Below are 20150 nucleotides of genomic sequence, written 5' to 3'. Positions count from 1 at the left end.
TACAATTTAAGATTCCAAAGTTACAAAGTTTAAATTCTTTTTCAGTACTAATTGATATTGTAATTATATTTACATTTAGAAAAAACATACTGTGAAACGCAAATACATTCTTCCCTTCTTTTTATTGTTGCAAATAGTACTCTTGAAAATCATTCCCTATTTTCCTGAAGTTGTAGAACATTATTATAGTAACGGAATCTACCCTATTATTTCTAAAATTGAACGAATTATTTTAGGAATCATTCCATTTTCTATTGGTGATATCCTTTATTTTGTACTTATTATTCTAGGAATCAAATGGCTATTTGCAAAAAGAAAAACTTGGAAATTAGATTGGAAAAATAATATTTTGGCAGTTTTAAGTTTTCTGTCTATTTTTTATTTTTGCTTTCATCTGCTTTGGGGTTTTAATTACTACCGCCAACCTCTCTTTGAAAAAATGTCAATTGAGCGTGATTATTCTGATGCCGATCTTTTGGCTTTCACCAAAAAAATTATTGCTAAAACAAATGCTGTCCATAATCTGATTACTAAAAATGATGGTTTGAAAGTCATAGTTCCTTATTCTCAAGAACAGGTTTTTAAAATGAGTTTGAATGGATATAAAATGCTTTCTAATCAATATGCATTCTTTGACTATAAAAATCCAAGCATCAAAAAATCATTATTCAGTTTACCTCTTACTTATATGGGTTTTGGTGGATATTTGAATCCGTTTACCAATGAGGCACAAGTAAATTATCTTGGTCCTATGTATAGTTTTCCGATGACGACTAATCATGAAATGGCGCACCAAATGGGTTTTGCCAGCGAAAGCGAATGTAACTTTATCGGTTTTCTTGCTTGTGTAAATAATGAAGATTATTATATTCAGTATTCTGGCTATAGTAATGCTTTGCGCTATTGTTTGGGGAATTGGTACGCAAGAGATGAAAAAGTTTATGATGAATTATTAAAAACAGTTCACCCCGGAATTTTGAAAAATTATAAAGAAAGTGAACTTTTCTGGAAACAGTATGACACCATTATTGATAAAGGTTTTCATGCTTTTTATGATCAATTTCTAAAAGCGAATCAGCAACAAGACGGTTTAGAGAGTTATAGCAAATTCGTGAATTTGATGGTCAATTATTATAAGGAAAGAGAGTTTTGAAATCCTCTCCCCCAACCCCTCTCCAAAGGAGAGAGGAGCCGAAACTGGAATATATTTATTGTATAATTCTAACTTAGAAAAAGAAAAAACAATTTATGATACCATCATGTAATCAGCATCGCTGAGATACTTTCTTCGTCAGTGTGACAAAATAAGGCAGTAGACTATTTTAAATGATAAGTGAAATTTAATTTTGAACTTGATTTTTGCTACTGATATTGACTTTTGAAATTGTTATCGACTTTTGAAATTGATTTTTGAAATTAAACCCTTTATATCTCATCACTTATAAAAGTCGTAAAACTTTTCTTTTTATAAGGTCTAATGATGAGTCGGCCTTCACGATCAAAACGAATGTAATTGTAAACCCAATTTAGGAAAACAACGGCTTTATTTTTGAATCCGATTAGTGAAAATAAGTGCACAAACATCCAAACAAACCAAGCAAATACACCACTAAAATGATAATGAGGCAAATCGACCACGGCTTTATTTCTACCAATTGTTGCCATGGAGCCTTTGTCATTATACTCGAAAGCTTTCATAGGTTTGTTTTGAATTAATTTAAGCAAGTTTTCCCCCAATAATCTTCCTTGTTGCAAAGCAGGTTGTGCCATCATAGGATGCCCTTGCGGATAAGCTTCTGACTCCATAGAAGCAATATCGCCCAAAGCAAAAATATCGCTGTAACCCACCACTTGATTGAATTCGTTTACTCGAATGCGTTCTACTTTTTCTACCAATGAATTGCTGTCTAATCCCGCAACGATTGCTCCTTGCACTCCTGCGGTCCATATTACGGTAGCGGTATCAAAAATCAAATCAGAATTAGTGGTTATTGTACGACCGTCGTAATTAGTAACACGAACATTTTTCCAAATTTTGACACCAAGATTCGTTAAAAACTTTTCTGCGGCAGCTGAGGATTTCTCACTCATGATGTTTAGGATTCGGTCTCCGCTCTGAATCAAATTGATTTGCATTTTAGCAATATCAAGATCGGGATAATCTTTTTGTAGAATCGCTTTTTTCATTTCGGCAAGAGCTCCAGAAAGTTCTACTCCTGTTGGTCCACCACCAACAAGAACAAAATTAATAAGGCTGTTTTGCTCTGCTACATCTTTAGTTAGAACTGCTTGTTCGAAATTCTCTAAAATCAGACTTCTAATATTAAGCGATTGCGGTATGGTTTTCATCGCCATACTATTGCGTTCCATTTCTTTATTTCCAAAATAATTGGTTTTAGAACCCGTTGCTATTACCAGATAATCATAACTTAATTCTCCAATTTCAGCGATTACTTTTTTGTTTTTGGTATCAATTTCTTCTACATTAGTGAGTCTAAAATAAAAATCATCATATTCCTGAATTACTTTCCTAATTGGATAGGCAATAGAACCTGCTTCGAGTCCGCCAGTTGCGACTTGATACATCAAAGGTTGAAAATTATGATAGTTGTGTTTGTCTAACAGCACAACCTGTACTTTTTTATTTTTGAGTTTTTTGGCTAATGCAATTCCGGCGAAACCGCCACCTATAATTACTATTCTTGGTAAAGTTGAATTTGGGATATTCATATATATTGAGATGCTGAAATTAAGAGTGGCTAATATACGAAGTAATATCCTCTTTTTTAATTTATCTCCTAAGGTGAGGCGAGTCTAGCCTTGATAAAAAATAGATTTATGATTGTAAATCAACGATTTTTGCTTGATGGTTTAAACTAATTATTAGGAACTTTTTTAAATAAATTGATTTTCTTAAAAACGTGTAATGAAAATTAAATGATGTAATTAGTCCCGATTGTAGCGGCATCCCTTGCTGATGTTGTGCGGAGCAACAGCAACAGCGAGGATATAGCGTAAAGCGGGATGACTAGTTGTTAAGCATTAAAAAATTGGTGCTCCTAAAAAAAAGACTGTCCTTTGTAACAAAACCGATCATTGGATTACTAACGTATGTATGAGTGATAATCTAGAACATTCTTTTGTAAAGCAGTTGCGCGAAAATCAGAATATAATCCACAAAATATGTAGGTTATATACTAACGACGACGACGCTCACAAGGATTTGTTTCAAGAAATTACGATTCAGTTGTGGAAGGCGTTTCCGAAGTTTAGAGGAGACAGTAAGTTTTCTACTTGGGCGTACCGAGTCGCTCTGAATACGGCAATTACTTTGTATAGAAAAACCAAACGTTCTATAAACACTGTAGAATTTGAAGGGCGTCAACATTTTTTGAATGATGTAGAATACGATTATGAGGAGGAAGAACAATTAAAACTAATGTACCAAGCGGTTTACCAACTCAATGACATTGAGAAAGCGTTGATATTTATGTATCTTGAAGACAAGGATTATCATGAAATATCAGAAACATTAGGGATAAGCGAAGTAAATGCTCGCGTAAAAATGAATAGGATAAAAGGGAAATTAAAAAAAATATTAAATCCATTAGGAATATGAAAGAGCTGGATTTACTAAAAAAAGATTGGCAAAAGATTGATAATTCTTTTGTACAAGTATCGGAAACTGAGATTTACAAAATGATTCATAAAAAATCATCTTCCATTGTGAAGTGGATTTTTATAATTAGTATTTTAGAATTTATAGTTTTGAATTCGCTGAGCTATTTAATGCCGAATGAAAAAATAAGCGATTCTACAATTGTGGAGCTAGTAATTAGTCTTTTAGATTATTTAAACTACGGAGTGGCACTATTTTTTATGTATTTATTTTATAGAAATTACCGTTCTATATCCGTTACTTCGAATACAAAAAAATTAATGGAATGCATTTTAAACACCCGAAAAACAGTGCGCTATTACATTATTTTCAATCTAGTGCTTGTATTTTTAATGTCAGTAGTGATGTTTTTTAATGAGTTTATTATTGAATACACCAATGACAATGGGGCAAAAATGATTATTACATGCCTCTTAATGGTGTTTTTTACAGCGTTTATGATTGGTGTTGTATGGCTTTTTTATCAATTAATTTACGGAATCTTATTAAAGAAGTTGAATAGAAATTATGTAGAATTAAAGAAAATTGATCTGTAAATCATTTCCTTGAATTACAAATTAAAATCTGCATTTCTGTATTTCAGAAGCTTATTTATATAAAAGAATGCTAGTTTTCATGCTTAATCATACTATTTTTACAATACTTTTATATTTTGTAAAGTTTAGACTAACAAACCTTGGCTATTTATTGGTTGTCTTTTTCTAATCATCTATCTTTGCATTCATAAAATTTTAAAAAATGATTAAGATTACTTTACCCGATGGGTCAATTAGAGAGTATGCTTCTGATGTAACTCCTATGGATGTTGCGAAAAGCATAAGTGAAGGATTTGCTAGAAACGTGATTTCGGCTTCTTTTAATGGTACAACTATTGAGACCACTACTCCATTGACGACGGACGGAAATCTTACATTATATACTTGGAATGATGAGAATGGTAAGAAAGCTTTTTGGCATTCTACTTCTCACGTAATGGCTCAAGTTTTAGAAGAAATGTATCCTGGAATTAAATTAACGCTAGGACCTGCAATTGCAAATGGATTTTATTATGACGTAGATTTTGAAGATCATAAAATTACAGATGCTGATTTCAAAAAAATTGAAGACCGCGTTCTAGAAATTTCAAGAGGAAAACACGAATTCAAATTACGTCCGGTTTCTAAAGCAGCAGCTTTAGAATTGTACAAAGACAATGTTTATAAAACAGAATTAATCACTAATCTTGAGGACGGAACAATTACATTCTGCGATCATGATACGTTTACTGATTTATGTCGCGGTGGTCATATTCCAAATACTGGAATTATCAAAGCGATGAAAATTATGAGTGTTGCTGGTGCTTACTGGCGTGGTGATGAGAAAAACAAGCAATTGACACGCGTTTACGGAACATCATTCCCTAAACAAAAAGACCTTACTGAATACCTAGCCTTATTGGAAGAAGCGAAACGCAGAGATCATAGAAAATTAGGAAAAGAGCTTGAGTTGTTTGCTTTCTCAGCAAAAGTAGGTCAAGGTTTACCATTATGGTTACCAAAAGGAGCTGCTTTAAGAGATCGTTTAGAGCAATTTTTGAAAAAAGCACAGAAAAAAGGGGGTTACGAACAAGTAGTAACACCGCATATTGGTCAGAAAGAATTGTATGTGACTTCTGGTCACTATGCAAAATATGGTGCAGATAGCTTTCAACCGATAAGTACACCGCATGAAGGTGAAGAGTTTTTGTTAAAACCAATGAACTGTCCGCATCACTGTGAAATTTATAATGTAAGACCATGGTCTTACAAAGATTTACCAAAACGTTACGCTGAGTTTGGAACTGTTTACAGATACGAACAAAGTGGTGAATTACATGGTTTAACTCGTGTACGTGGGTTTACTCAGGATGATGCGCATATTTTTTGTACTCCAGATCAACTAGATGAGGAATTCAAGAAAGTAATTGACCTTGTACTTTATGTATTTGGTTCTTTAGGATTCGAGAATTTTACTGCTCAGATTTCATTAAGAGACAAAGAAAACAGAGAAAAATATATTGGTACCGATGAAAATTGGGAAAAAGCAGAGAATGCAATTATAAGCGCTGCAGCCGATAAAGGATTGAATACGGTTATTGAATATGGTGAAGCCGCTTTTTATGGTCCGAAATTAGATTTCATGGTCAAAGATGCTTTAGGAAGACAATGGCAATTAGGAACAATTCAGGTAGATTACAACCTACCAGAACGTTTTGATTTGACATACAAAGGTTCTGACAACGAATTACATAGACCTGTGATGATTCACAGAGCGCCATTTGGCTCAATGGAACGCTTTATCGCAATTTTATTAGAGCATACTGCAGGAAATTTCCCATTGTGGTTAATGCCAGAACAGGCTATAATATTGTCTTTGAGCGAGAAATATGAAATATATGCGAAAAAAGTTTTAGATTTGCTAGAAAATCACGAAATTCGCGCCCTCATAGATAACAGAAACGAAACTATTGGTAAGAAAATCAGGGATGCCGAAATGCAAAAAATCCCATTTATGCTGATCGTTGGTGAAGAAGAAGAGAAAAATGGAACAGTTTCTATCCGCCGTCATGGTCAGGAAGGAAAAGGAAATATTACAATTACAATCGATGAATTTGCTGCAATTGTAAATGATGAAATCAGCAAAACATTAAAAGTATTTACAGTTTAACTTAAATTATAAAGTCATAGCAATAAGAAGCAACAGAGGTTACCAACCTCGCGTAGAAAAAAAAGATGCCCATAGAATAAACGGCCTTATTCGTGGTATACAAGAAGTACGACTTGTAGGTGAAAACATAGAGCCTGGAGTTTTTAAACTTACAGAAGCTTTGCGTTTAGCAGATCAATTTGAACTGGATTTAGTTGAAATCTCACCTAATGCAGAGCCGCCAGTTTGTAAAATCATGGATTACAAGAAATTTGTTTACGAGCAAAAGAAACGTGATAAAGTCCTAAAAGCAAAGTCTACTCAGGTAACTGTGAAGGAAATTCGTTTTGGACCTCAAACCGATGAGCATGATTACGAATTCAAGAGAAAGAACGCTGAAAAATTCTTAAAAGAGGGCGCAAAATTAAAAGCATTTGTTTTCTTTAAAGGACGTTCTATTATCTATAAAGATCAAGGTCAAATCTTATTATTAAGATTAGCAACGGATCTAGAAGAATTTGGTAAAGTTGAAGCGATGCCAGTTCTAGAAGGAAAGAGAATGATTATGTTCATTGCTCCTAAGAAGAAGAAATAGTCCTCCCCCAACCCCTCCGAAGGAGGCGAGAAAGGATAGGGAGTAAATAATAACACTTCTCGGCTCCCTCTCCTTCGGGGAGGGCTGGGGAGGGGAAAGATAAGTAAGTAAGAATAAATTAAAACACTAGGAAAAAATGCCTAAAATGAAAACCAAATCTAGCGCCAAGAAACGTTTTAAAGTTACTGGTTCTGGAAAGATTAAAAGAAAGCATGCTTTTAAAAGTCACATCTTGACTAAAAAATCTAAAAAACGTAAATTAGCATTGACTCACTCTGCGCTAGTTCACAAAACAGATATGAAAAGTATTAAACAACAATTAAGAATTATCTAATAAGTCTAAAGTTAGAAAGTCTTAAAGTCCAAAGTTAATTACTTTCGACATTTGACTTTTGACATTTGACTAAAGATTTCTTTAGGTTAAAACAATTTAAAATAACCTTGGAGTATGGCCATTAAGTGCTTTTGATTAAATTCAGGCCGCCTGCTACAAAAAAACAATAAAATTATGCCAAGATCGGTAAATTCAGTTGCTAAAAGAGCAAGAAGAAAAAAAATAATGAAGCAAGCCAAAGGTTTCTTTGGTAGACGTAAAAACGTTTGGACAGTTGCTAAGAACGCGGTAGAGAAAGCAATGTGCTACGCTTACCGTGACAGAAAAGTGAATAAAAGAAATTTCCGTGCTTTATGGATTCAACGTATCAACGCTGGAGCTAGATTGGAAGGAATGTCTTATTCTCAATTCATGGGTAAAGTGAAAAAGCATAACATCGAATTGAACCGTAAAGTTCTTGCAGATTTAGCTATGAATCACCCAGAAGCTTTCAAAGCAATACTTAATAAAGTAAAATAAACGTTTTATCAACATAATTTAGATTACTTACTTATATAAAAACTCATTCGTTACGGCGAATGAGTTTTTTTTTGCTTTACAAAGATTATATTTGTTTTCATGAATAGTTTAATTTCCCACATCCAAAAGTTTATTCCTTTAAATAATGAAGAGGCCGAAATTGTGTTGTCTTATTTTAAAATCGAAAAATTTAAAAAGAAACAACTCTTATTACAAGAAAATCAAATCTGTAATAAACAATATTTCATTGTAAATGGGTGTGTTCGCTTTTACATTAATACTACAAAAGGAACTGAACAAACTACTCAATTTGGAATTGAAAATTGGTGGATAACAGACTATTTAAGTTTTCAATACCTAACGCCTTCCTCTTTTAACATTCAAGCCATTGAGAACATAGAAATACTTTCTATAGAGAGAAATTCATTTGAAGCTTTATTAGAACGATTGCCTAAATTAGAAAAATACTTTAGATTAGTACTTCAAAAATCTTTTGGTGCAGCACAAGTTCGTATTAAATATCTTTTTACGATGTCAGCCGAAGAGCGATTTCATCACATGAATGACTATTTTCCTGAATTTATTCAACGGGTTCCTCAATATATGATCGCTTCCTATTTGGATTTTTCTGCAGAATTTATGAGCAAAATTCGCTCCGGAAAAGTTTGATTTACTTTTCTTGAAGTACTTCAAGTTTTTCGAAAACATATTACCGCAACTTTGTAATGAATTTAAAAACACATTCATGATGCAAACAAGAGTAAACATTTTACAAACGCAACCAGAAGCTTATAAAGCAATGATGGGATTAGAAAAATATATTACTTCTACGTCCTTAAGTTCTACTCATAAAGAACTCATTAAAATCAGAGCTTCTCAAATTAACGGCTGTGCTTATTGTATTAATATGCATACTAAAGAGGCTAGAAAAAAAGGAGAAACTGAACAAAGAATTTATCTATTGAACGCTTGGAGGGAGACTGATCTATATACAACTGAAGAACAAGCAATTCTTGCAATGACTGAAGAGGTGACTTTGATTCAAAATAAGCTATCTAAAGCAACTTATGAACAAGAAAAATCACTTTTTGATGAAAGATACATTGCAGAAATAATCATGATGATTACAACAATTAATGCTTGGAATAGTATAGCAATTGCAACAACAATGCCTCTTGATTAATTTTTTCTAAAATCCCAATCGAAAAGGTTGGGATTTAGTTTAAAAACATTTATTTATTGTCCTAAATACATAGATTTTTAATTAACCTTGTATTACAATTCAAAACTGAATTTATTTGAAAAATTTTTATTTTATAATAATAATAATAATAATAATAACCACAAGCAATCACAATCCTTATTTCAAAGCAATTGATAATGTAAGGTTACAATACGGTATGTGAATTAAAATAAATTCAAAATCTATAAAACTTATCAAGAAAGCACTCTTATAAAAAAGATAATAAAATAAGGCATTTTCATTTCAAAATACACTTTTTCTTTATTAATATTTCATACTAAAACTTAATAAAATATTTTTTATATATGAAATAATAAACGTTATTTGGTTGCTATTAAAATCCCAACAAAGGATATGAAATTACTCTTTTCAATACTTTTTTTCTTTATTTTCTCCTTTGTTTTCCCCCAAGTCAAACTTCTTTCTTGGAACATTGAAAACCTTGGCAAATCTAAATCAGATTCTACGATAACATTCATTGCTAAAACAATCAAGAACTACGATATCATAGCCATTCAAGAAGTAGTCGCTGGAGTTGGCGGCGCACAAGCTGTTGCAAAACTAGTAGAAAGAATGAATGGAACAGGAGTAAAATGGGATTATACTATTAGTGATCCAACTAGTAGTAGCGCTTATAAAACAGAACGATATGCTTTTATATGGAAAACAAATACTGTAAAGAAAATAGGAAAAGCATGGCTGGAACAAAAATACCATTTAGAGATTGATCGCGAACCTTACTACTGCACATTTCAATATCAAAATAAACAATTTACAGTAGTTAACTTTCATGCCATTACAAAAAACAGACAACCAGAAACCGAAATTAAATATTTTAAGTTTCTACCTAATGAATATCCTGACTTGAACTTAATTTTTGTGGGTGATTTTAATTGTCCTCAATCCCATACTGTTTTTAATCCTTTGAAAAAAATGGGATACAAATCTATTTTAGTAGGCCAAAAAACTTCGTTGAAAAAAGAATGTAAAAGTGATATTTGTTTGGCTTCTGAATTTGATAATATGTATTTTAATGTTGCCCAAATTAAGCACCTTAATTCTGGAGTAATTCATTTTTACAAAAACTTCAACTCGCTTAATGAATCCCGAAAAATATCGGATCATATTCCTATTTGGTTTGAATTTTTATTAAATTAAATCTCTATTTAAAAATAGAATTGAGAATCTTAAAAAGTCAGTATAAATTATTTTACTAAAAAGGAATCATATAATCCAATGAATAATAAAAACTAAGTTTTCATTTTTTTCTTTCTTGCTGCTGGAAACAATACATTATTAAGAATCAAGCGGTAACCAGGTGAATTAGCATGTAAATCAAGTACAGTAGGCGGATCACCCACTTGATGTTGAAAATCTTCGGGATCATGTCCGCCGTAAAAAGTAAACATTCCTTTCCCTTTTTGACCGTGAATGTAGCGAGCTTCACCATTTAATTCACAACTTCCCATCACCAAGACATTTGATTTTATAAGTTCCGAATCAAAAGCAGTTGTTTGTCCCATAAAACCTTTAACAAGTTGTGTATGATTCTGACAAAGCATACTAGGAATAGGATCCCATTTTGCAGAAAATTCCATGAGTGTAAAATAATCTTTCTCCATCGGAATTTTTCTTTTTGTAGTCATATCTATATCTGAAAATTCATATATTTCAGGTCTTCTTTCTAAAGTAAAATCTTTGAAAGCGAAAGAATTATTATAATTTATCTTCGATTGATAATTGCCTTCGCTTGCATCACCATCAAACATAGCCTCACAAATATCAAGACCATCTGCTGCCAAGGCGATATCAAAACTATCTGTTGCGGAGCACATGGCAAACATGAATCCGCCACCAATGACAAAATCCCTAATTTTTTTGGCAACAGCTCCTTTTTCTTGCGACACTTTGGGATAGCCTAATTTAATAGCAAGTGCTTCTGACTCTTTCTTTTGATCAATATACCAAGGTACATTTTTGTAAGCCCCATAAAACTTCCCGTACTGTCCTGTAAAATCTTCATGATGCAGATGCAACCAATCGTAAAGTAAAAGTTGATCACTTAAAACTTCTTCATCATATATAGCTGTAAAAGGAATTTCGGCATAAGTTAATACAAGAGTAACGGCATCATCCCAAGGTTTCTTTCCCTTAGGTGTATAAACAGCAATCTTAGGTGCTTTTTCTAAAAGAACAGATTCCATATTTTGAGAAGGACTCGCTATTTGGTTTAAAATACTTACTTGTTCTGCATCAGAAATAATTTCAAAACTTACTCCTCTAATTTGGCATTCTTTTCGAATTTCTGGCGCATCCGGTAGTAAGAAAGAACCGCCTCTATAATTGAGTAACCAACTCGCTTTGTAGTTCTTGTCGAGACACCAAAATGTAATTCCATACGCTTTTAAATGATTTTGTTGCGTAGTGTCATCCATTGGTACCAGAATAAAGGAACCTCTAACCGAAAAGGAAAGAAAAAGTATAAAAACCCATAGTGACTTTGTGAAAGACATTGCTATTTTTTTATTTCAAAGATAAACGAATTTACGGGACTACATAAATAAAAAAACCGCCCCTTAAATCTAAGAGGCGGTTTTTTTAATAGGTTTAGCAATTAAAACGGAACGTCACTGTCGTCATCCAAATCATTAAAATTACTACCAAATGCCTCATTAGCTGACGGTAAATTTTTTGTAATAAAAGGATTGTCATCTTGGTTCATACTCGAAGGCAAATCATCATAACCACCGCTATGATCTTCTAAATTGTCAAATTTACCAAGATGTCCAATAAACTTTAATCGAACATTTTCTATACTACCATTACGGTGTTTTGCTATCATTATTTCGGCTTGTCCAGCAGTAGGTGATGCTTCATCATCATCCCATTCGTCAATTTTATAATATTCTGGACGGTATAAAAACGATACAATATCAGCATCTTGCTCAATCGCTCCAGATTCACGTAAATCAGACAGCAAAGGTCTTTTACTTGATCCACGGGTTTCTACAGCACGAGACAATTGCGAAAGTGCAATTACAGGAACATTTAACTCCTTTGCTAATGCTTTTAAGTTTCTGGAAATGGTAGAAATCTCTTGCTCTCTATTTCCTCCACCTTTTCCGTTTCCTCCAGCAGTCATCAATTGCAAATAATCAACAATAATAATACGGATTCCATGTTGCGAAACTAAACGTCTGGCTTTTGCTCTTAAATCGAAAATCGAAAGCGACGGTGTATCATCAATAAAAAGAGGTGCTTTTTCTAAATTCTTTACTTTAGTACTTAATTGTTCCCATTCATGTTTCTCTAATTTTCCTGTACGCAATTTCTCGGATGACAAACCTGTTTCGGATGAAATTAAACGAGTAATCAATTGTACTGAAGCCATCTCTAAAGAGAATAAGGCAACAGGCATTCCGAAATCTATAGCCATATTTCTAGCCATAGATAATACAAAAGCTGTTTTTCCCATTGCAGGTCTCGCTGCAATAATAATTAAATCACTTGGTTGCCAACCCGAAGTAATCTTGTCTAATTTATCAAAACCAGTAGCTACACCACTTAATCCTTCTTGGCCAGCAATTTCTTCAATACGTTTTTTGGCTTGTAAAACTAAACTCTGAGCAGTCTCAGAACTTCTTTTTATATTTCCTTGAGTAACTTCATATAATTTTGATTCTGCACGGTCTAATAAATCAAAAACATCGGTTGTTTCGTCATAAGAATCTTCGATAATTTCAGTTGAAATTCGAATCAAACTTCGTTGAATGAATTTTTGAAGTATAATTCTAGAGTGAAATTCGATATGAGCCGATGAAGATATTTTTTGAGTTAACTGAATTAGATAAAAATCGCCTCCTGCTAATTCTAATTTAGCATTTTTTTTAAGTTGTGCAGAAACGGTTAATAAGTCAATAGGCTGTGTTTCTGTAAAGAGCTGAACAATAGCCTCAAAAATATGCTTGTGCGCTTCCTTGTAAAAAGCATCAGGTTGCAAAATGTCTATTACATCATCAACCCCTTTTTTATCAATCATCATCGCACCCAACACAGCTTCTTCTAAATCAAGAACTTGCGGCTGTAACTTGCCTTTTTCAAGACTAATTATAGTAGTTTTATCAACCTTGACAGGACTAATATTTCTAAAGTTTTCCATAAAGCGAAAGTAACAAAAATTAAAAAAAGATAACGTTTGAGTTGTTACAAATACATGTTCATAACTAACTATTTTTTGTTTATAACCCAAAAAAAATCCGCCTCATTAGTAAACGAGACGGATTATATATGCTACTAAATTATTTTACTCCCTGTAAACACCCATTTCGCAGTATTTTTCCATTCGCTTCTCAATCAGTTTCTCTGTTGATAAGTCTTTCAATTCATTATATCCTTTCATGATATATTGCTCTACCGTTTTAAAAGCAGTCTCTCTATCGTAATGAGCACCACCTAATGGCTCAGGAATAATATCATCTACTAATTTTTGTCTTTTCATATCAGCAGAAGTTAATTTCAAAGCTTCCGCAGCTTGTTCTTTATATTCCCAACTTTTCCATAGAATAGAAGAACATGATTCTGGAGAAATAACAGAATACCAAGTGTTTTCCATCATGTAAACCTTATCTCCTACACCGATCCCTAAAGCTCCACCAGAAGCTCCTTCACCCACTATAACAGTGATAATAGGCACTTTTAAGCGAACCATTTCGAAAATATTTCTAGCAATAGCTTCCCCTTGTCCTCTTTCTTCCGCTTCTAATCCTGGATACGCACCTGGAGTATCTATCAAAGTTAGGACAGGAATTCCAAATTTTTCCGCCATTTTCATCAATCGCAATGCTTTTCTATATCCTTCTGGATTTGCCATCCCAAAGTTACGAAACTGACGCGTTTTAGTATTGAATCCTTTTTGTTGTCCAACAATCATAAATGATTGTCCATCAATTTTTCCTAAACCACCAATCATGGCTTTATCATCCTTAAAACCTCTGTCTCCAAAAAGTTCTAAAAAAGTATCGCCACATAAAGCGCGTACATGATCCATTGTGTAAGGACGACTAGGATGCCTTGAAAGTTGAACACGTTGCCAAGCAGTCAAGTTTTTATATATACTTCTTTTAGTCTCTTCTAGTTTTTTGTTGATTTGTTTGCAAGTATTCGTTACATCAACATCTGATTCTTGTCCAATAATTAGACATTTATCTAACTGCTCTTCTAATTCTTTTATAGGAAGCTCAAAATCTAAATATTCCATAGGATTTTTGCGTTTTTGTTTTATTTGGATTGGCAAATATAAAATTTTAAATCGTTCAAAATGGCTATTTGTCTATTTATGTGTAAAAAATCAATAGTTTAAAGTTGTGATATCTTACTTTAATTTTTTCTTTTGATACTGTTTAATCACCCCGTTTAATATTACAGTTAGTACAATTATTAAGGCACCGATGTAAAACTCAAAACTCATTTTTTCTTTTCCGCCAAGAATAAAATAAGCTAAAATGATTCCGTAAACCGGCTCTAAATTAGTTGTTAGCATAACGGTGTACGGCGTTAATTTTTGCATTACTTTGACAGATGCAGTAAAAGCATAGGCTGTACAAATGGAGGCTAAAATCAAAATTAAAATCCAGTTATTTGTGGTCAGAATAAAGAAATCTAAACTGAATTTTTGTTGGAACAAAAAGTAAATAGAGATAAAAAAAGCACCTGCCAAAAATTCATAAAAAGAAATTACCGAGGGTTCGTGATCTGCTATTAATTTTCCGTTCATCAAAGTGAATAAAACTCCTAATATTATTGCAGCCAATGCATATAACATACCTGCTAAATAATTTATTTCTACTTTCATAATTAATGCCAAACCAGCAATAATTATCAATCCAAAGAAAACTTCATACCACAACACTTTTCTTCCATAAAAAAGAGGTTCTAATATGGATGCAAAAAAAGCACCTAATGAAAAAACAGAAAGTGTTATAGAAACATTAGATACATGAATAGCTTTGAAAAAAAAGATCCAATGCAGTGCAATTAGCAAGCCTACAAAAATTAATTTAAGGAATGATTTTAGTGGAATTTTAAATGATTTTTTTTTATAAACAAGAAAAAATCCTAGAAATACAGCTGCAAAAATCATACGATACCATACTAAAGCATCTGCTGTAATGGTGATTAATGCACCTAATATTGCGGTAAAACCCCAAATAAAAACAATTAGATGGAGATTTAAATAACTTTTTAAATTATCGTTTTGCATTTCGTAATAAATAAAGGGCTAATATTCCAAAGGCAATATTGGGTAACCAAACTGCTAAAAGTGGCGGAATACTAGACTTTTCAGCCAGTACTCCAAAAATCTTATCAAAGAAAACAAAGGCAAAAGCTAAAGCTATTCCTATTGCTAAATTGGTTCCCATACCTCCTCTTCTTTTCATTGAGGATACTGCAACTGCTATAATCGTAAGGATAAATGCAGATACTGGAACACTGTATTTTTTATACAAAACAACTAAATAGACGTTAATATTTGAAGAACCTCGTTCTCGTTCTTTCTTGATAAAAGCATTCAATTTGCTTAAACTTAAAGTCTCTGCTATATAAACTACTGGTGTTAAATCTTCTAAATCAAAACTGAAATTAGCTTTTTTCTCCGGTAATTTTTCAATTACGTCATTCAATTCTCCAACGGTCCTTTTTGAATAATCATACATCGTGTAATTTTTCTCTTTAGGATTCCATTGTATTCTACTTGCAGTTATTTTATGAACTAATTTTTCATTTTTAAATTTTTCTAATGAGAAGTTAAAAGCTGTTTTAGAATCTGTATTAAAACTATTCACATAGATAAATTCGTCGTTGCTTATTTGTCGGTATATGTCGGTATTATCTCCCCGCATGGATTCCTTTCCACCACCTCTTAAATAGGTATATCTAAAATTATTAAATCCCTCACTAGCGGCAGGAACGACAAAAAATCCCATCATTAAAACAAAAACAGAAACTATCGAAGCCCCCATTATATAAGGTCTCAAAAATCGGGTAAAAGAAATCCCAGAACTTAAGATGGCTATAATTTCTGTGTCATTTGCTAATTTTGAAGTAAACCAAATAACCGATAAAAATAAAAATATTGGAAAAAGTGAACTAGCAAAATAAACTGTAAAATTGTAATAATATATTGCAATATCTAATATTGGAACTTTGTTCTCCAGTATTTTATTGATTTTCTCTGATACGTCAACAACAATTCCAATAGGGATAAACAACAATAACATCACTGTAAAAGTGGCTAAATATCTTTTTAAAATGTATTTATCTATTATTGTTAGCATATTTCTATTTGATAATTATTTCTTTTTCGTTAATCCTAAATCATTAGGTTAAAGATTTACAACCTTTGACTCATGTTTTTAACCATCATTTCTTTCCAAGGTTTAAAATCACCTGCTAAGATATGTTTTCTCGCTTCGCGAACCAACCACATATAAAAGCCTAAATTGTGTATGGTAGCGATTTGTTTTCCTAAATATTCATTAGCAGCAAACAAGTGACGTAAATATGCTTTAGTATATTCGGTATCCACGAAAGTGATTCCCATTTCATCAACTGGAGAAAAATCTGCCTCCCATTTTTTGTTTTTAATGTTGATCGTTCCGTTTGCCGTAAAAAGCATTCCGTTTCTAGCGTTACGAGTAGGCATCACACAGTCAAACATGTCGACACCCAATGCAATATTTTCAAGAATATTAATTGGAGTTCCTACACCCATTAAATAACGAGGTTTGTCTTCTGGCAAAATTTCACAAACGACTTCGGTCATTGCATACATTTCCTCTGCTGGCTCTCCAACTGAAAGTCCACCAATAGCGTTTCCTACTTGATTGCTATTAGCTATATATTCTGCTGATTGACGACGCAAATCTTTGTAAGTGCTTCCTTGAACAATAGGAAAAAAAGCTTGATCGTAGCCGTATTTCACAGGAACTTTATCCAAGTGATTGATACAACGGTCCAACCAACGGTGTGTCATGTGCATAGAACGTTGCGCATAACGATAATCACAAGGGTAAGGCGTGCATTCATCAAAAGCCATGATAATATCTGCTCCTATAGTACGTTGAATTTCCATAACATTCTCCGGAGTAAAAAAGTGATAGGAACCGTCAATATGCGATTTAAACTTCACTCCTTCTTCCTTAATTTTTCGGTTGGCCGATAGAGAATATACTTGGTAACCACCAGAATCGGTCAAAATATTGCGATCCCAGTTCATGAATTTATGCAATCCTCCGGCTTTTTCTAAAATTTCAGTTTTAGGACGTAAATACAAGTGGTATGTATTTCCTAAAATTATATCTGGATTTATATCTTCTTTTAATTCTCTTTGATGCACTCCTTTAACAGAAGCAACAGTACCAACTGGCATAAAAATTGGCGTTTCAATAACCCCGTGATCAGTAGTAATAGTTCCCGCTCTAGCTTTCGATAATGGGTCTTTTTTTAATAAATCAAAATTCATCTATCTCTCTTATTATTTCTTATGTTTAGATTGAAATAGTTAATAATACCCTATTTTCATTAGGTATATTCTCTACTCTTATCCTAAATTCTTTTTTTCCCGACCTTTCGGGAGCGCAAAGATAGGTTAATTAGACAATTGGGAAATTAGATAACAGAAAATTTAATCAAGAATTGGGATTTACTTTTAAAATAAGATTCTGAACTACCATTTTACGCTTATTTTAAGTGCTTTTGATAATCTTCTTTTCTTTTGAATAAAACAGTCGAAAAGGAATTTTCAAAAAAATAATCAATGTAAAAATAACTTATGTTTGCGTATCTATTAACCTAAAATTCATGTCACGATAAAAAAACTGCTCTCACCAAATGTTTGGTCTACAAATGCAACCGACTTTGCTTCCCTCCTTCTGAGAATTTTTTTAGGTTTATTAATGTTAAGTCACGGCATTCCTAAATTGATGAATTTAATGAATGGAGATATGCAATTTGGCGATCCAATAGGAATAGGAATTCCTGCATCATTGACTTTGACTGTTTTTGCAGAAGTTTTTTGCTCTTTACTACTCCTTTTTGGATTATGGACAAGGTTAGCATTAATTCCCTTAATTTTCACCATGATCGTAGCGTTATTTATTGTTCACATCAATGATGATTTAGGAACAAAAGAACCAGCATTTATGTACTTATTTGGTTACTGCGCACTATTTTTGTTAGGAAGTGGCAAATATGCAATTGATAGTCTCTTGAACAGAAAAAGATAATTTAAGCTATTAAAAATATAAAATTCTAGTTTATAAAACCTTAAAAGAATTGGTTAACAAGTGTTTTTAAGGTTTTATTAATTGTGCTGTTTTATAAACGAAATAATTTCATCAAAGCGATCAGAATAAGGGTTAAAATATTGTAAAACCATTGGTACATGTTTCTTATTCAGATGTATTGGTGAAACATCCGGCTGAAAAAGTGTTAAAGCTTTTACAAAACGACTATTAGCAATTTTAATAGAATTGTACGTTTTATCTCCCACGTAAATTAAAAATGGTGGGAAATTTTTGTCTAGAAAATAAATAGGAGAAGCATCTTTCCATTTTATAGGATCGGAGGTCCAAGTAGCGATATAATCATCTTTTGTAGTTGGAGGATTTCCTTCTAAATAGTTTTTCATATCTAATCCTGCTGCATCGTTAAGGATAATTCCGGAAATACTTTTAGAATCTATTCCATATTTTGGATTCATAACAGCCAAAGCACCTAGATGACCGCCGGCAGAATGCCCAGTAATATAGAGTTGGTTTGGGTTTCCATTGTATTCTGAAATATTCTTTTGAACCCATTTTATAACCTCCGCTATTTGAGTTGTCATACCATCATAACTAGCTGCTGGACTTAAGGTATAATCTGGAATTACTGTAATTATGTCTTTACTAGCAAAGTTTCTACCTAGCAAATCATATGTTCCTTTCCTGCCGCTATTCCAATTTCCGCCATGTATGAAAATTAAAACAGGAAGTGGCTTTGCGTTCGCCTTTCGAGGAACAAAAATATTCATTTTTGGTATTGCATTGTTTTCGTCTGAAGATTGCAAATAGGAAATATTTGCATTTTTTTTCGAACTACAATTAACCAAAAGAAAAGCACTAAATAAAATGATGATAGCTATAGAAAAACGCATATATTTTTTTTTACGAATATACCATTAAAAAATAGTCTATTAAAATTCTCCTCTTATAAGCTTTGAAAAATAAATGAATAAAACATTCTTTTTAATGCGATATAAGTCAGCTAAAACAAACTGAAATATAATTTTTGTTATGTAACAAAAGTTACTCAACATCACTCTATCATGTATTACTTTTGTAGTATTAAAATAGAATGGCTGGATTTTATAAAATAACTTACAAAAGAAAAAATAATGACAATCGAAAATTTAATTAAAGAAAAAGCAGGCACTATTGTGGATGTGCGCACGCATGAAGAATTTATGGGTGGTCATGTAGTAGATTCCATCAATATACCCTTAGGAGAAATTCAAGAAAGAATGGAAGAATTAGAAAATCTTAAAGCACCATTAATCCTTTGCTGTGCTTCAGGAAATAGAAGCGGACAAGCACAACACTTTCTTTCTCAAAAAGGAATTGATTGCTACAACGGTGGCTCTTGGTTAGATGTTAATTATTATCAATCACAAACAAGCTAAAATATCATGATTAATGTTATAAAAAAAATATTAGGATTTGGACCAAGTGTAAACTATGATGAATTAATAAAAGCTGGCGCTATTATTCTAGACGTTCGTAGCAAAGGGGAATATTCTGGAGGCCATATTAATGGATCAGTAAATATATCTGTAGATACTCTAAAGAATAATTTGGCAAAATTAAAAGATAAAAACCAAACTATTATTACGTGTTGTGCTTCAGGAATGCGAAGTGCCTCCGCAAAAAGTATCTTGAAATCAAATGGCTACACCTCTGTTTATAATGGTGGCGGATGGAGCAGTTTGAATAATAAAATTGGAAGATAAATAAATCACATTACCTTACTATATAATTAAATTACCTATTTGGTTTATAAATAAGCCCGCAAAATGCGG

General features: G+C 32.5%; 21 protein-coding genes. 13 read left to right on the top strand and 8 right to left on the bottom strand.

The window, feature by feature from the left end:
- The first annotated feature begins 91 nt into the window (after positions 1–91).
- Complete coding sequence (locus H2650_RS12885; RefSeq protein WP_188051219.1) at positions 92–1153, top strand: DUF3810 domain-containing protein; 1062 nt, start codon at positions 92–94, stop codon at positions 1151–1153.
- A gap of 272 nt (positions 1154–1425) precedes the next feature.
- Here the strand turns inward: H2650_RS12885 and H2650_RS12880 are convergent, their stop codons facing one another.
- On the bottom strand, positions 1426–2730 hold the full coding sequence (locus tag H2650_RS12880; protein WP_188051218.1) for an NAD(P)/FAD-dependent oxidoreductase: 1305 nt from the start codon (positions 2728–2730) through the stop codon (positions 1426–1428).
- Between the two features lie 385 nt (positions 2731–3115).
- Here H2650_RS12880 and H2650_RS12875 point away from each other — a divergent pair, with 385 nt between their 5' ends.
- From H2650_RS12875 to H2650_RS12835, 9 genes are all read left to right on the top strand, one after another.
- Positions 3116–3619 (top strand): RNA polymerase sigma factor, encoded by a 504-nt coding sequence (locus H2650_RS12875; protein ID WP_188051217.1) that lies wholly within the window; start codon positions 3116–3118, stop codon positions 3617–3619.
- Complete coding sequence (locus H2650_RS12870; RefSeq protein ID WP_188051216.1) at positions 3616–4215, top strand: hypothetical protein; 600 nt, start codon at positions 3616–3618, stop codon at positions 4213–4215. Before H2650_RS12875 ends, H2650_RS12870 begins: the two co-directional genes overlap by 4 nt.
- A gap of 202 nt (positions 4216–4417) precedes the next feature.
- The gene (gene thrS, locus H2650_RS12865) at positions 4418–6364 is read left to right on the top strand and encodes a threonine--tRNA ligase (protein WP_188051215.1); all 1947 of its coding nucleotides are present in this window, start codon (positions 4418–4420) and stop codon (positions 6362–6364) included.
- Positions 6365–6380: 16 nt separating this feature from the next.
- Positions 6381–6938: a translation initiation factor IF-3 gene (gene infC, locus H2650_RS12860; protein WP_370566874.1), complete on the top strand. Its 558-nt coding sequence runs from the start codon at positions 6381–6383 to the stop codon at positions 6936–6938.
- A 136-nt stretch (positions 6939–7074) separates the two neighbouring features.
- On the top strand, positions 7075–7272 hold the full coding sequence (gene rpmI / locus H2650_RS12855) for a 50S ribosomal protein L35 (RefSeq protein WP_022827375.1): 198 nt from the start codon (positions 7075–7077) through the stop codon (positions 7270–7272).
- A 174-nt stretch (positions 7273–7446) separates the two neighbouring features.
- Positions 7447–7791 carry a 50S ribosomal protein L20 gene (gene rplT, locus H2650_RS12850; protein WP_121365987.1) on the top strand — a complete coding sequence of 115 codons (345 nt, stop codon included), beginning with the start codon at positions 7447–7449 and terminating at the stop codon, positions 7789–7791.
- Positions 7792–7890: 99 nt separating this feature from the next.
- Complete coding sequence (locus H2650_RS12845) at positions 7891–8460, top strand: Crp/Fnr family transcriptional regulator (RefSeq protein ID WP_188051214.1); 570 nt, start codon at positions 7891–7893, stop codon at positions 8458–8460.
- A gap of 79 nt (positions 8461–8539) precedes the next feature.
- On the top strand, positions 8540–8974 hold the full coding sequence (locus H2650_RS12840) for a carboxymuconolactone decarboxylase family protein (RefSeq protein WP_188051278.1): 435 nt from the start codon (positions 8540–8542) through the stop codon (positions 8972–8974).
- Positions 8975–9388: 414 nt separating this feature from the next.
- Positions 9389–10192: an endonuclease/exonuclease/phosphatase family protein gene (locus H2650_RS12835; protein ID WP_188051213.1), complete on the top strand. Its 804-nt coding sequence runs from the start codon at positions 9389–9391 to the stop codon at positions 10190–10192.
- Between the two features lie 92 nt (positions 10193–10284).
- Here the strand turns inward: H2650_RS12835 and H2650_RS12830 are convergent, their stop codons facing one another.
- From H2650_RS12830 to tgt, 6 genes are all read right to left on the bottom strand, one after another.
- Positions 10285–11547: an asparagine synthetase B gene (locus tag H2650_RS12830; protein ID WP_188051212.1), complete on the bottom strand. Its 1263-nt coding sequence runs from the start codon at positions 11545–11547 to the stop codon at positions 10285–10287.
- Between the two features lie 101 nt (positions 11548–11648).
- Positions 11649–13193: a replicative DNA helicase gene (gene dnaB, locus H2650_RS12825; protein ID WP_188051211.1), complete on the bottom strand. Its 1545-nt coding sequence runs from the start codon at positions 13191–13193 to the stop codon at positions 11649–11651.
- Between the two features lie 144 nt (positions 13194–13337).
- Positions 13338–14291: an acetyl-CoA carboxylase carboxyltransferase subunit alpha gene (locus tag H2650_RS12820; RefSeq protein WP_188051277.1), complete on the bottom strand. Its 954-nt coding sequence runs from the start codon at positions 14289–14291 to the stop codon at positions 13338–13340.
- Between the two features lie 114 nt (positions 14292–14405).
- On the bottom strand, positions 14406–15293 hold the full coding sequence (locus H2650_RS12815) for a DMT family transporter (protein ID WP_188051210.1): 888 nt from the start codon (positions 15291–15293) through the stop codon (positions 14406–14408).
- Positions 15280–16368: an LptF/LptG family permease gene (locus H2650_RS12810; RefSeq protein WP_188051209.1), complete on the bottom strand. Its 1089-nt coding sequence runs from the start codon at positions 16366–16368 to the stop codon at positions 15280–15282. Before H2650_RS12810 ends, H2650_RS12815 begins: the two co-directional genes overlap by 14 nt.
- Before the next feature lie 56 nt (positions 16369–16424).
- On the bottom strand, positions 16425–17555 hold the full coding sequence (gene tgt / locus H2650_RS12805) for a tRNA guanosine(34) transglycosylase Tgt (protein WP_188051208.1): 1131 nt from the start codon (positions 17553–17555) through the stop codon (positions 16425–16427).
- Between the two features lie 334 nt (positions 17556–17889).
- On the opposite strand from tgt, the gene H2650_RS12800 reads away from it, so the two are divergent.
- Complete coding sequence (locus H2650_RS12800) at positions 17890–18318, top strand: DoxX family protein (protein ID WP_370566873.1); 429 nt, start codon at positions 17890–17892, stop codon at positions 18316–18318.
- A gap of 77 nt (positions 18319–18395) precedes the next feature.
- Here the strand turns inward: H2650_RS12800 and H2650_RS12795 are convergent, their stop codons facing one another.
- Positions 18396–19229 carry an alpha/beta hydrolase gene (locus tag H2650_RS12795; protein ID WP_188051207.1) on the bottom strand — a complete coding sequence of 278 codons (834 nt, stop codon included), beginning with the start codon at positions 19227–19229 and terminating at the stop codon, positions 18396–18398.
- 240 nt (positions 19230–19469) lie between these two features.
- Between H2650_RS12795 and H2650_RS12790 the strand changes: the two genes are divergently transcribed.
- Together H2650_RS12790 and H2650_RS12785 are read left to right on the top strand one after the other, a co-directional pair.
- Positions 19470–19754 carry a rhodanese-like domain-containing protein gene (locus tag H2650_RS12790; RefSeq protein WP_188051206.1) on the top strand — a complete coding sequence of 95 codons (285 nt, stop codon included), beginning with the start codon at positions 19470–19472 and terminating at the stop codon, positions 19752–19754.
- A gap of 6 nt (positions 19755–19760) precedes the next feature.
- Positions 19761–20081, top strand: coding sequence for a rhodanese-like domain-containing protein (locus tag H2650_RS12785; RefSeq protein ID WP_188051205.1), 321 nt, complete (start codon positions 19761–19763; stop codon positions 20079–20081).
- Positions 20082–20150 lie beyond the last annotated feature (69 nt).

Source organism: Flavobacterium sp. GP15 (assembly GCF_014281985.1).
GTDB lineage: Bacteria > Bacteroidota > Bacteroidia > Flavobacteriales > Flavobacteriaceae > Flavobacterium > Flavobacterium pygoscelis.
This window is presented reverse-complemented; position numbering and strand designations above follow the sequence as displayed.

What these genes read in the sequence shown, in the direction of transcription:
- H2650_RS12790 (WP_188051206.1), top strand. Translation starts at nt 19,470, where the DNA reads ATGACAATCGAAAATTTAATTAAAGAAAAAGCAGGCACTATTGTGGAT.
- H2650_RS12840 (WP_188051278.1), top strand. Translation starts at nt 8,540, where the DNA reads ATGCAAACAAGAGTAAACATTTTACAAACGCAACCAGAAGCTTATAAA.
- H2650_RS12845 (WP_188051214.1), top strand. Translation starts at nt 7,891, where the DNA reads ATGAATAGTTTAATTTCCCACATCCAAAAGTTTATTCCTTTAAATAAT.
- H2650_RS12875 (WP_188051217.1), top strand. Translation starts at nt 3,116, where the DNA reads ATGAGTGATAATCTAGAACATTCTTTTGTAAAGCAGTTGCGCGAAAAT.
- H2650_RS12785 (WP_188051205.1), top strand. Translation starts at nt 19,761, where the DNA reads ATGATTAATGTTATAAAAAAAATATTAGGATTTGGACCAAGTGTAAAC.
- dnaB (WP_188051211.1), bottom strand. Translation starts at nt 13,193, where the DNA reads ATGGAAAACTTTAGAAATATTAGTCCTGTCAAGGTTGATAAAACTACT.
- H2650_RS12835 (WP_188051213.1), top strand. Translation starts at nt 9,389, where the DNA reads ATGAAATTACTCTTTTCAATACTTTTTTTCTTTATTTTCTCCTTTGTT.
- H2650_RS12880 (WP_188051218.1), bottom strand. Translation starts at nt 2,730, where the DNA reads ATGAATATCCCAAATTCAACTTTACCAAGAATAGTAATTATAGGTGGC.
- H2650_RS12795 (WP_188051207.1), bottom strand. Translation starts at nt 19,229, where the DNA reads ATGCGTTTTTCTATAGCTATCATCATTTTATTTAGTGCTTTTCTTTTG.
- H2650_RS12830 (WP_188051212.1), bottom strand. Translation starts at nt 11,547, where the DNA reads ATGTCTTTCACAAAGTCACTATGGGTTTTTATACTTTTTCTTTCCTTT.
- H2650_RS12820 (WP_188051277.1), bottom strand. Translation starts at nt 14,291, where the DNA reads ATGGAATATTTAGATTTTGAGCTTCCTATAAAAGAATTAGAAGAGCAG.
- thrS (WP_188051215.1), top strand. Translation starts at nt 4,418, where the DNA reads ATGATTAAGATTACTTTACCCGATGGGTCAATTAGAGAGTATGCTTCT.
- tgt (WP_188051208.1), bottom strand. Translation starts at nt 17,555, where the DNA reads ATGAATTTTGATTTATTAAAAAAAGACCCATTATCGAAAGCTAGAGCG.
- H2650_RS12870 (WP_188051216.1), top strand. Translation starts at nt 3,616, where the DNA reads ATGAAAGAGCTGGATTTACTAAAAAAAGATTGGCAAAAGATTGATAAT.
- H2650_RS12815 (WP_188051210.1), bottom strand. Translation starts at nt 15,293, where the DNA reads ATGCAAAACGATAATTTAAAAAGTTATTTAAATCTCCATCTAATTGTT.
- rpmI (WP_022827375.1), top strand. Translation starts at nt 7,075, where the DNA reads ATGCCTAAAATGAAAACCAAATCTAGCGCCAAGAAACGTTTTAAAGTT.
- rplT (WP_121365987.1), top strand. Translation starts at nt 7,447, where the DNA reads ATGCCAAGATCGGTAAATTCAGTTGCTAAAAGAGCAAGAAGAAAAAAA.
- H2650_RS12810 (WP_188051209.1), bottom strand. Translation starts at nt 16,368, where the DNA reads ATGCTAACAATAATAGATAAATACATTTTAAAAAGATATTTAGCCACT.